This is a genomic window from Candidatus Limnocylindria bacterium, from assembly GCA_036523395.1.
Lineage (GTDB): Bacteria > Chloroflexota > Limnocylindria > P2-11E > P2-11E > CF-39.
Map to the genome: position 1 here is coordinate 1 of DATDEH010000081.1, position 10,545 is coordinate 10,545.

The 10,545-nt window shown below is 67.5% G+C and carries 13 protein-coding genes; 8 read left to right on the forward strand and 5 right to left on the reverse strand.

The genetic code is table 11. The annotated features are described in order from the left end of the window. From VI056_10460 to VI056_10470, 3 genes are all read left to right on the forward strand, one after another. The coding region (locus tag VI056_10460; protein HEY6203453.1) for a hypothetical protein at positions 1 to 289 on the forward strand (289 nt) is incomplete at its 5' end. A 103-nt stretch (positions 290 to 392) separates the two neighbouring features. Next, on the forward strand, positions 393 to 743 hold the full coding sequence (locus tag VI056_10465) for a DUF309 domain-containing protein (protein HEY6203454.1): 351 nt from the start codon (positions 393 to 395) through the stop codon (positions 741 to 743). Continuing rightward, on the forward strand, positions 743 to 1,681 hold the full coding sequence (locus VI056_10470) for a TIGR03620 family F420-dependent LLM class oxidoreductase (GenBank protein HEY6203455.1): 939 nt from the start codon (positions 743 to 745) through the stop codon (positions 1,679 to 1,681). The genes VI056_10465 and VI056_10470 overlap by 1 nt, the downstream gene beginning before the upstream one ends. Here the strand turns inward: VI056_10470 and VI056_10475 are convergent. Next, on the reverse strand, positions 1,678 to 2,001 hold the full coding sequence (locus tag VI056_10475) for a NifU family protein (protein HEY6203456.1): 324 nt from the start codon (positions 1,999 to 2,001) through the stop codon (positions 1,678 to 1,680). The genes VI056_10470 and VI056_10475 overlap by 4 nt on opposite strands. Positions 2,002 to 2,045: 44 nt before the next feature. Between VI056_10475 and VI056_10480 the strand changes: the two genes are divergently transcribed. Both VI056_10480 and VI056_10485 read left to right on the forward strand, forming a co-directional pair. Beyond that, the gene (locus VI056_10480; GenBank protein ID HEY6203457.1) at positions 2,046 to 2,828 is read left to right on the forward strand and encodes a dienelactone hydrolase family protein; all 783 of its coding nucleotides are present in this window, start codon (positions 2,046 to 2,048) and stop codon (positions 2,826 to 2,828) included. A gap of 46 nt (positions 2,829 to 2,874) precedes the next feature. Continuing rightward, complete coding sequence (locus tag VI056_10485; GenBank protein HEY6203458.1) at positions 2,875 to 3,279, forward strand: hypothetical protein; 405 nt, start codon at positions 2,875 to 2,877, stop codon at positions 3,277 to 3,279. A gap of 36 nt (positions 3,280 to 3,315) precedes the next feature. On the opposite strand, the gene VI056_10490 is transcribed toward VI056_10485, so the two are convergent. From VI056_10490 to VI056_10500, 3 genes are all read right to left on the reverse strand, one after another. Then, positions 3,316 to 5,319: a VWA domain-containing protein gene (locus VI056_10490; GenBank protein ID HEY6203459.1), complete on the reverse strand. Its 2,004-nt coding sequence runs from the start codon at positions 5,317 to 5,319 to the stop codon at positions 3,316 to 3,318. A gap of 193 nt (positions 5,320 to 5,512) precedes the next feature. Continuing rightward, positions 5,513 to 6,910, reverse strand: coding sequence for a magnesium chelatase (locus tag VI056_10495; protein HEY6203460.1), 1,398 nt, complete (start codon positions 6,908 to 6,910; stop codon positions 5,513 to 5,515). After that, the gene (locus VI056_10500; GenBank protein HEY6203461.1) at positions 6,907 to 7,803 is read right to left on the reverse strand and encodes a hypothetical protein; all 897 of its coding nucleotides are present in this window, start codon (positions 7,801 to 7,803) and stop codon (positions 6,907 to 6,909) included. Before VI056_10500 ends, VI056_10495 begins: the two co-directional genes overlap by 4 nt. 33 nt (positions 7,804 to 7,836) lie before the next feature. On the opposite strand from VI056_10500, the gene VI056_10505 reads away from it, so the two are divergent. From VI056_10505 to VI056_10515, 3 genes are read left to right on the forward strand one after another with little or no spacing between them, the layout of a single operon-like run. Further along, positions 7,837 to 8,019, forward strand: a complete 183-nt coding sequence (locus VI056_10505; protein HEY6203462.1) for a hypothetical protein — start codon at positions 7,837 to 7,839, stop codon at positions 8,017 to 8,019. Between the two features lie 41 nt (positions 8,020 to 8,060). Further along, positions 8,061 to 9,446 (forward strand): amidase, encoded by a 1,386-nt coding sequence (locus VI056_10510; GenBank protein ID HEY6203463.1) that lies wholly within the window; start codon positions 8,061 to 8,063, stop codon positions 9,444 to 9,446. Further along, on the forward strand, positions 9,443 to 9,871 hold the full coding sequence (locus VI056_10515; protein ID HEY6203464.1) for an NUDIX domain-containing protein: 429 nt from the start codon (positions 9,443 to 9,445) through the stop codon (positions 9,869 to 9,871). The genes VI056_10510 and VI056_10515 overlap by 4 nt, the downstream gene beginning before the upstream one ends. Here the strand turns inward: VI056_10515 and VI056_10520 are convergent. Next, on the reverse strand, positions 9,868 to 10,545 hold a 678-nt coding region (locus VI056_10520), incomplete at its 5' end, for an LLM class flavin-dependent oxidoreductase (GenBank protein HEY6203465.1). The genes VI056_10515 and VI056_10520 overlap by 4 nt on opposite strands.

Genomic DNA, 10,545 nt, shown 5'->3' on the forward strand with positions numbered 1-10,545 from the left:
GATCAGCAAGTACACCAAGATCGTCAGCGAAACTCCGAAGGTCATCCGTTTCGAAGGCGAGCTCATCGGCCAGACCGGCCCGGTCTGGCACTTCCAATACACGCGTATGTACAAGCTGCCCAAGGGCTATCTCGCCGCGGCGCACGACCTTCATGAAGGCATCAAAGTCGCGTACGCGGACCAACCGGGCGGTCTCCCGAAAGCGTTCGAGAACCCACTCGTTCGCGAGTTTCTCGAGGATGAGCTGCGCTTCCGGAAGATCGTCGGCGCCGAGCACGCCCGCACCTAGCAGCCGCGACCGTAAATCGGCGCGGCCAGCAAAGCGCGTCCCCGGCGGTCCTATCGATGAGCCTGCGCGCGCGCGCTGCGACGACCCAGCGCCGCCAGAGCTGATGCACGGCATCGAGCAGTTCAACGCCGGCGAGTTCTTCGAGCAGCACGAGACGCTCGAGCTCCTGTGGCGCGACACTCGCACACCGGTGCGCGGCCTGTACCACGGCATCCTCCAGATCGGCGTCGGCTTCCACCACTGGCGCAACGGCAACTTCCACGGCGCATCGACCCTTCTCGAAGAGGGGATCGAGCGCCTCCGCCCGTTCGCGGCGCGCTGTCAGGGTGTCGACGTCAGCGGGCTCATCGCGAACGCGACCGCAGCGCGCGAGCGGCTGATCGCCCTGGGCTCGGAGGGCTTTCGCAGCGTCGACATCACCTCTGTCGCGCCCCGCATACGCTTCACACCATAGTGCCGCTTACGGCCGCGACGCCGACCATGAGCGACCACGACCAGGCCCGCACGTGGGCCAAGCGTCTGGGTCGGGTCGGCGCGTGGACGCTTGATGTCGAGCGGCTCTCCGCCGCGGCGGCGCGCGAGTACGTCCGGGAGCTTGAGGGCCTCGACATTCGCGCCTTGTGGATCCCGGAGACGCTCGGTAGCAAAGAGATCTTCGCGCACGCGGGTCTGCTGATGGCTGCGAGTGAGCGACTCGTCATCGCCGCCGGCATCGCGAACATGTGGGCGCGCGACGCGACCGCGATGGCGAACGGGCACCGTGCGCTCTCCGAGGCGTACCCGGGACGCTTCCTGCTCGGCATCGGTGTGAGCGACGCCGGTGTGGTGAAGCTACGCGGCGCGTCGTACGACAAACCGATCGAGAGCATGACGCGCTATCTGGACGCGATGAATAGCGCGCCATACACCGGTGCGCCTCCGCCCGAGCCGCCCGGCCGCGTGCTCGCCGCGCTCGGGCCGCGGATGCTCCGTCTCGCCGCAGAGCGAACGATCGGCGCGCATCCCTATTTCGTACCGATCGAGCACACAGCGGTCGCGCGCAAGGAGCTCGGCCCCGGTCCGCTCCTCGCGGTCGAGCAGGCCGCGGTCCTCTCGAAGGACCCGACCCTCGCACGCGCGACGGCGCGAAGGCACCTGAAGCGCTACCTGTCGCTCGAGAACTACGCGAACAGCTTGAAGCGCCTTGGCTGGAGCGACGCGGACCTCGCGAACGACGGGAGCGACAGGCTGGTGGATGCGATCGTGGTCTGGGGCGACGCTGGCGACGTCCGCGCCCGCGTCGAGAAGCATCTCGCCAGCGGCGCGGACCACGTTTGCGTGCAAGTGTTGCGCGCCGATCTGAAGGGGCACCCACTCGCGGAATGGCGCGCACTCGCGCCTGCGCTGCTCTAGCGGTCCCCGTCGAGGTCTGACGGCAGCGGGAGCTCCGTCGGACGGAAATCTGTCTGGTCCCAGCCAAGCTCCGAGTACGGCGGCAGGTTCACGGCCTCGACGCCGCGCAGCTCCGGGATATCGGTGCGCAGCGCCCGCTCGACGCCGCTCTTGAGCTGCAGCGATGCGACCAGGCGGCTCGGACCGGGTCGCGTGAGCTCCACGCGCAGCTTCGCGATGCCGTCCTCGACATCGACGAGATCGACCTTGCCGCCACTTCGCTCGAGGTAGGGGCGCATCTCGGCGATCTTCGCGGCGACGCGCTCTTTGAGGTCGGGCATCCGCGCGAGCATACGGGGTCCCCTGGTGGCAGCATTGGCGTTCCATGTGTTATCCGCCCGGCGCCCGCCCGCCCGATGTGCCCGCCGATCTCGTGCCGATCTCCGGCGGCGCGGCGGGCGAGGACGTCATCCTCACCAGTGAGGACGCCAGTCGCTTCCGCGCGCATCTCGCGAAGGCCGGCGATGGCGACGGCGGCGTCGTGATCGCCCCTGATGTCCGCGGACTGCATCCGTTCTATGAGGAGCTCGCCGAGCGATTCGCCTCCGCCGGAGTGCACGCGATCGCCATCGACTATTTCGGCCGCACCGCGGGTACGACGCGCCGCGGCGACGACTTCGAGTTCCGCGAGCACGTCGCGAAGACGAAGACCACGACGATCCAGGCCGACATCGCGAGCGCGATGGGCCATCTTCGCGGCGCGACCGACGCGCGACGCATCTTCGTCCTCGGCTTCTGTATGGGCGGCCGTCAGGCGTTCTTCGCGTCGGCCGAACACGCCGAGCTCGCCGGGGTGGTCGGCTTCTATGGCCGTCTCTCGACACGCGAGGGCGAGGAGGGCACAGCGCCGAAGGACCGCGCGCAGCGCATGCGCGCGCCGGTGCTGGGTCTGTTCGGCGGGGCCGACCCCGGCATCCCGGCGAGCGAGATCGCGGAATTCGACAGCGCCCTGAAGGACGCGCGCGTCCAGCGCCACATCGTTACGTACCCGGGCGCCCCGCATTCCTTCTTCGATCGCACGTTCGCCGAGCACCGCGAAGCTTGCGATGACGCCTGGCGTCGCAGCCTCGCCTTCATGAAGACCGGCGACCCGGCATCGCGAGCGTGACGCGTGATATGGAACACATAGCGTCCGATTCGGTAAGGTAGGGCGCATGCGCGGTCTCTGGTATCTCACGCTCGGGTGCATCGCATTCGTCGCGATCACGTTCTTCGAGCAGCTGCCGATCGTGGGTTGGCTCGGCGGGATCGTCTCGGTCGCGGCGTGGGTCGTGATCGCACGCGCACTCGTCGGCGAGAACGGCTTCGACTTCGAGACGCCATTCGGCATCGGCTGGGCCGCCGTGATCGGTGCCGTGACCGGCTTCGTCGGCGCGCTCACGGCGTGGCTCGCTCAGACCGGCAACCTCATCGGCTTCACGACGCCGCCAGGCGACCGCTTCGGCGCGGCGTTCGGCTTCGTCGGCGCGAGCATCGGGATCGTTCTGTGGCCGCTGTTCGGCGCGGCTGTCTGCGCCATCGCGGCCCTCCTATCGGTCCGCCGACGCAGGGCGATCTAGCGCGTCAGGCGCTAAGCCGGAAGACGATCGAGCGCCTCAGGCGACGCGCCGGCGCTTGTGCGTCACGTAATCGACGAGCACGTACTCACCCAGACGCTCCGGCTCGACGTAGAACGCGCGGCCGGTGTTGATCTTCGACATCTGATTCACGAAGTCGACGAGGTAGTGCCCGCGGGCGAGCATGAAGGTGTTGATCGTGATGCCCTCGCGCGTGCAGCGGAGGACCTCGCGTAGGGTCATCTCGCGGGTGCGCTGCGTCGGCGGGTACGCGAACTGCGGCTCCGGATTTCCTGGCTCGAAATGCGCGGTCGGCTCGCCGTCGGTGATCAGGATGATCTGCTTGTTCTTCCCGCGTGAGCGCGCGAGCAGCGTGCGTGCCGTCTCGAACGCGTGCTGCATGTTCGTCCCGTAGATGTATTCGTTCCAGGTGAGCCGCGGGAGGTCCTGCGGCTTCAACTGGCTTGCGAGCGCGGAGAAGCCGACGATGTACAGGTCGTCCTTCGGGAAGGTCGAGCGGATCAGCGAGTCGAGCGCGAGCGTGACCTTTTTCGCGGCGAGGAAGCAGCCGCGGAACAGCATCGAGCGCGACACGTCCACGAGGATCGCCGTGGCCGACTGCGTCATAAGCTCGGTGCGGTAGACGGAGAAGTCCTCCGCCGCGAGCTTCACCGGCACGTGCGCCCCGTCGCGGTAGACCGCGTTCTTCACCGTGTCCGGCAGGTCGAGGAGGAACGGGTCTCCGAACTCGTAGGTCTTGAGCTCGTCGGTCGGATCGCCTCCGCGGCCCCGCGTCCGCGCGCGGTGGCTTCCGAAGGCGTCGCGCTTCAGCGTCGCGAAGATGTCTTCGAGCGAGCGCTGACCGATCTTGCGGATGCCACGCGGCGTCAGCTCGTAACGCTCGCCGTCCTTGCGGATGAGCCCGGCTTCTTCGAGGAGCTCGGTCATCTTCCGGAGCTGCTCGAGCGACTGCCGCGCGCCCGGACCGGCGAGGCGCTCGACGTCGTCCGCGTTCAGCGACTCGAGATCCTCCGCGGCGCGCGCCGAGCGCACGGTGTCCTCCATGTCCGAGAGCTGATTCATCTGATCCATGAGGCCGAGCGCCTCCGCGAGCGTCATGGGCTCATCGCCCGACATCGCGTGGTCGTAACTCTCCATCGGCATCAACTGCGACAGCGTTTCGGCCAGGTCGTTCATCGCCGACTGCAGGCCCGGGTCGTTGAATGCGGCGCCCAGCATTCCTTCGAGCTGATCGCGCATCTCCGGCGACATGCTCTGCCAGAGCGAACGCATGGCCGCCATGCCCTGCGCGAGCTGCCGGAGGAGGTCGTCCCAGTCCTTCGCGCCGCCCGCGAGCTCCGGGTACTGCCGCTGGAACGCTTCGAAGTCCGGCTCGCCGCCCTCCATGCGTTCCTTCAGTGCTCGATTGAGGTCGCGGATCATCTGCCGCGTGCGCTCGAGCTGCTCGGGCGTGAGATTGCGCAGCGACTCGCGCATGTTCTTGAAGTACGAGCCGAGCACCTGCTCTTGCAGGTCCTTGAGCAGCTCCTGGTACTTCTCCGCTGCTTTGGGCTCGACGAACTCGTAATCCTTCAGCGCGCGCACTGCGCGACCGAAGTCGTCCGGAAGGGCGTCGAGCTGAGCGAGTCGTTCCTGCGCGATCTTCTGCATGCCCTGGCGCAGCTGCTCGTTCGGCGCCTCGGCATTGCGGCGACGCTCGAGGCCCTCGCGCTCGAGGCGCTTCACTTCCTCGAGCTTCTCTTTCAGCTCGTCGAACACCTTGGAGAGATCGTGTCGCTCGGCGCGCTTCTGCTTCGCAGAACGCAGCCGTTCCAACAGATCCTTCATGCCCTCCATGCGACCCGGCATGCCCCAGCGCGAGAGCCGCGCGAGGGCGTCTTCGAGATCACCACCGGCAAGAAGCTCGTCCGACATCGCGCCGAGAAGCTCATCGGCCTCCAGCGCGTCCAGTCGCTGCGTGCCGTCCCAGCGGGAGTACTTGATCTCGCGACCGAAATCGTCCAGGCGGGGGAGCTCGCTCATGCGCTCGCCTTCCGCGCGTGGCCGAACTGCCCGCGCTCGCGTGCTTCAGCTGCACGGCGCACCCTCTCCTCGCTGCTGGCCACGCGCGCCCGCTCATCACGGGACGCGTCCAGTTCGGGCGCGCTGGGCGCAGACGCTCGTCGAGGGTGCGCCGTGCCGCTCGCGCACCCGAGCGCAGAGACGGTCGTCACGTTCACGCGCGGAATGTTGAGCGCGTATCCCCGCGCTCTTTGTTCAGCTTCCGGTTCAGATGCAATCCCTCGAGGACGAACTCCACGGCCGCAGCGACGGCCGCCGGATTCCCAGATGCTCCCAGCTTCGCTACCGCCCCTTTCATGCCGGGGATCTGGAGCGCTTGCTTCACGTATTCGCCGCTCGCTTGCGTGGAGGAAACGTGCATCGTCGCGCCGCGACCGAAGGCCGCTAGCAGCGAATCGAATTCGGCGAGCGAGAAGGTGCGGTTGAACACGTTGAGCACCGAACGCTGCACGAGCCGCTCGATGACGCGCTCCTCTGAGACGTCGCCGACGGACTCGAGCTCGATCTTCCCAGCTGTCGATGCGACGACCGCGGGAAGATCGCTGATGCGCGGCACGACCGTGGTCTCGCCGGTGCGCAGCGAGCGCTTCAGCGCGCTCGAGACGAGGTTCTCGTAGTTCGACACGGTCACGCGCACCGAGACGCCAGAGCGCTGCGATATCTCGGGCGAGCGCCGGGCGAGCTGAGACAGCTCCGCGAGGACCTCCTTCATGTAGCCAGGAACGATCGTCGTGATTCCCTCGTCGACGAAGGTGTTGCGCTCCTGCTCCATGATCCCGACCTCGATCGCGAGATCCTTTGGGTAGTGCGTGCGGATCTGCGATCCGAAGCGGTCCTTGAGCGGCGTGATGATGCGGCCGCGGTTCGTGTAATCCTCTGGATTGGCCGACGCGACGACGAACAGGTCGAGCGGCAACCGGACCTTGTAGCCGCGGATCTGCACGTCGCGCTCCTCCATGACGTTGAGGAGTCCGACCTGCACGCGCTCGGCGAGGTCGGGGAGCTCGCTCAGCGCGAAGATGCCGCGGTGCGTGCGCGGCACGAGGCCGTAGTGGATCGTGAGCTCGTCCGACAGATAACGTCCCTCGGCGACCTTGATCGGGTCGACCTCACCGATGAGGTCGGCGATCGAGATGTCCGGCGTCGCGAGCTTCTCGCTATAGCGTTGGTCGCGCAGCAGCCAGACAAGCTCGACCGAGTCGCCGTCGTTCGCCACGCGGTACTTGCACGCGGCGCAGATCGGCTTGAAGGGATCGTCGTTGATCTCACAGCCCGCGATGGCCGGCGCGACCGCGTCCAAAAGCTCTACGAGCTGGCGCGCGACGCGTGTCTTGGCCTGCCCGCGCTCGCCGAGGAAGATGATGTCCTGCCCGGAGAGGATCGCGTTCTCGATCTGCGGGATCACCGTCGAGTCGTAGCCGACGATGCCCTGGAACAGCTGGCGCTTCTCTGCGAGCGCGGTGATGAGATTCGAGCGGAGCTCCTCCTTCACAGTGCGGCTCTGGTAGCCGGTCTCTCGCAGCGCGCCGATGGTCTTTGGTCGGTCTGTCATTCGACGGGATCTCCTCTGATGTCTTTCGGGACCGGCTCGCCGCGATAGGACGCGAGCGCCTCGCGGACCTCGGGAATGGCGCGGCAGCCGCGCCCGAGGAGATCGGTGAGGTGCTCCGAGCGCCGGTCGATCTCTTCCACGAGAGCTTCACGCTCGGCGCTCTGTCGGAGCGAATGGATCAGGTCGAGCTCGGCCGACTCGTCGTGCCTGTGCGCGTCTTCGCGCTCGTCGTGCGTGACGAGCGGCAGGGCCGCGATGGTGCCGCCACGCGGCACGAGACGATGCACCGAGATCACGCGACGTGCGTAGCCTCCGCCGGTCGTCGCGTAGATCCGCATCACCATGAGCAGGTTCACGCGTGCGAGGTCGTTCCGGTCGACGCCGAGCTCGCCGACCAGCTGCGCGAGCGCTTCGTCGCACGAATCGGCATGCAGCGTCGATCCCAGCGCGTAGCCGCGCCGCAGCGCCTGGAAGACGCGCACCGCCTTCGGGCCCCACAGATAGACGGGGAGGTGGGACGACAGCTCGTTCGCGAGGAGCAGCGTCGCCTCGGGTCGCGTTTGGCCAAGGAAGTCGAACGTCTCGGCCCAGCCGCGGATGAAGACGCGGCGGGTCGCGTTCGGAAGGAAGTCCAGCAGGGCCGTGAGCGTCGTCGTCTTGCCGGAGTGCGGCTGCTCCGCCGCGATGAGCATCGAGCCGTGCGATTCGATGGTCATCCCGCACAGCGCAGCTGTTCGCGCGTCCAAGTTGCCGGCCTCGAGCAGCTGCGTGATCGACATCGGGACCGGTGGCTCCCAGTTCCAGCCCCACCAGCCGACCGGCATGTCGTAATCGCGCGGCGAAAGCGGGCGCTCGACGATGGGATACCGACGCTGCATCGGCGGCGACTCCATTGACCGAGGGTATCACGCTATCCTGCGAATTCTGTGAAAGAAAAGGCGCGAAAGACCGACACCGCGCCGACCGCGAAGCAGGAAGACACGCGACCCATCGACGATCCCACTCGACTTGCCGACGAGGCGCGCGCGACGGTCGAGAAGAACGCGACCGAGATCCGCAAACAGCACGTTCCCATCGCGACAGAACCTCCTACGGTCTACCGGCCCTGAGCGATCACCGCTTCGCGACCATCGCGGAGCTGCAGACGCTTTTGCGCAAACGCGTTATCTCCGCGGTCGAGCTCGCCGAGGAGACGTGTGACCGCCTCGCCGGCGTCGGTCCCCGCTACAACGCGGTCGCGACGGTCACGCGCGAGCGGGCTCTCGCGGAAGCGAAGCGAGCGGACGCCGCGCTCAAACGCCGCGAGCGACGACCGCTTCTCGGAATCCCGTACGGCGCGAAGGATCTGCTCGCGGCGAAGGGCGCACCGACGACATGGGGCGCTCCGCCGTATCGCGATCAGGTGATCGACCTGGACGCCACAGCGGTCGCGAAGCTCAAGCGCGCCGGCGCAGTGCTCGCGGCGAAGCTCGCGATGGTCGAGCTCGCCGGTGGGGGTGGCTATCGCTACCCGAGCGCCTCGCTGCAGGGTCCAGGCCGGAATCCGTGGAACGTCGAACGCTGGTCGGGCGGCTCGTCGAGCGGATCGGGTGCCGCGGTCGGCGGCGGCCTCGTGCCATACGCCCTCGGATCTGAGACCTCGGGCTCGATCGGGACACCATCGGCGTACTGCGGCGTGACCGGCCTGCGTCCGACCTATGGACTCGTCAGCCGCCACGGAGCGATGGCACTTTCGTGGACGCTCGACAAGATCGGGCCGATGGCCCGCAGCGCAGACGACTGCGGTGTCGTGCTGGAGGCCATCGCCGGCCCTGATGCCGCCGATCCAACAGCGTCGGGCCGTCGCTTCGAGCGTCTCGACGCGCGCACCGCGATCCGCGCGACCAAGCGCGCGCGTGTTGCGTTCGCGGAAGAGGACATCGAGGACCACGCATCACCCGAAGCGAAGCGTGCACTCGAACGTGGCGTCGAGGAGTTCAAGAAGATCGTGCCCAATCTCGTTCGCGCGACGCTGCCCGCGCTGCCGTTCGGTCCGCTCGTTTCCACCGTATACGCGGCCGAGGGCTCGACGATCTTCGCCGAGCTCATCGAGGGTGGGCGCTTCGAGGAGCTCGTCGACACGCGGCAGAGGGCTGGTCTCCGGGCCTCGCTGGACATCCGCGCGCGCGACTATCTCCAGGCGATGCGTCTTCGGGTGTCGGTGTCCGCCGGCTTCGCGGAGATCTTCAAGGACGCTGATGTGATCCTGTCGGTCGGCCGCACGATCACGGCGACGCCGATCACGCAGGCGCTCGACAGCCCGGGAATGACCGCGAGCAACCCGCAACAGACCAAGCGTCCCGGGAATACCGGGCTCATCGCCGCGGGCAACCTCGCCGGCCTGCCGGCGATCTTCTTTCCATGCGGATTCGGAACGGATGGGTTGCCTGTTGGCCTGCAGCTCGTCGGCCCGCCGTTCTCGGAGCGGCTTCTCGTCGCGCTCGCGTCCGCGTATCAGCGCGCGACAGACCACCACACCAAACGTCCGAGAGAGTGACGCGTGACCTCGCGCGACCCGTCGCCGTCGCGCTGATCAGACGCAGCGACGAGATCCTGGTCTTCGAGGTTCCCGATCCCGTGAAGCGCGTTACCGGATGGCGGCCTCCGGGCGGGACGATCGAGTTTGGCGAACAGGGTCGCGAGACGGTCGTGCGCGAGATTCGCGAAGAGCTCGACGTTGAGCTCGTCGACGCGGGCTACCTCGGAACAGTTGAAAACATCTTCACGTATCTCGGTGTCGCGGGGCACGAGCTCGTCCGCGTCTATTCGGCTCGCTTCGCGGACGCACGGCTGTACGATCGGGCCCGCTTCGATTGCGTCGAGGCGAACGGTGCGCGGTTCACGTGCATTTGGAAGCCGATCGCCGACTTCCGGGCCGGTACGCCACTCTATCCGGACGGGCTGCTCGAGCTCATCCGCTAGAGCGCCCGCGCCACTTCGCGCAGTGCGCGCACGCCGGCGTTCTCGAACTTGTACGGGAACATGACGTTCGCGTGATCGATGCCGGCGGCGGCGATCGCACGCAGCTCCGCGCCGACCTCATCGGGCGTGCCGACGATCATCGCGGGGCGCGCCTTCAGCCACTCGGCGCCCGACGTCTTCGTGCGCGCACCGAGCTGGCCAGCGATCTCATCGACCTCGCGTCGTGTCGGCGCGACGAGCACCTGGATGAACAGGCTGCGTTTGAGCGTGGCCGGGTCACGGCCGACGGCCTTGCACGCGAGCGGCAGCTCCTTGTTCAACTCCGCGATGCGCGGCTCCGCGGGCTGTCCCGGATTTGAGAAGTTGAACCACTGAGCGAATTTCGCGGCGATGCGCATCACGCGCGGCTTCGTGCCGCCGATCCAGATCGGGAGCGGCTTCTGCACCGGCTTCGGCGAGGACACCGCGTCCTCGATGCGGTAGTGCTTCCCGCGGTAGGTTGCCTTCGGCTCCGACCACAGGCGCGTGCAGATCTCGAGCGTCTCCACGAGCTGCGTGACCCGCGTCGGCGCGTCCGGGAACTCGTAGCCGTACGCCTTGTACTCGACCTCTTTCCAGCCGGCGCCGACGCCGAACTCGAGGCGTCCGCCCGACATCTGATCCACACCGGCCGC

Excerpts from the sequence above, each read along its gene's own strand:
- VI056_10465 (HEY6203454.1), top strand. The coding sequence starts at position 393 with ATGCACGGCATCGAGCAGTTCAACGCCGGCGAGTTCTTCGAGCAGCAC.
- VI056_10475 (HEY6203456.1), bottom strand. The coding sequence starts at position 2,001 with ATGCCCGACCTCAAAGAGCGCGTCGCCGCGAAGATCGCCGAGATGCGC.
- VI056_10480 (HEY6203457.1), top strand. The coding sequence starts at position 2,046 with ATGTGTTATCCGCCCGGCGCCCGCCCGCCCGATGTGCCCGCCGATCTC.
- VI056_10485 (HEY6203458.1), top strand. The coding sequence starts at position 2,875 with ATGCGCGGTCTCTGGTATCTCACGCTCGGGTGCATCGCATTCGTCGCG.
- VI056_10490 (HEY6203459.1), bottom strand. The coding sequence starts at position 5,319 with ATGAGCGAGCTCCCCCGCCTGGACGATTTCGGTCGCGAGATCAAGTAC.
- VI056_10495 (HEY6203460.1), bottom strand. The coding sequence starts at position 6,910 with ATGACAGACCGACCAAAGACCATCGGCGCGCTGCGAGAGACCGGCTAC.
- VI056_10500 (HEY6203461.1), bottom strand. The coding sequence starts at position 7,803 with ATGGAGTCGCCGCCGATGCAGCGTCGGTATCCCATCGTCGAGCGCCCG.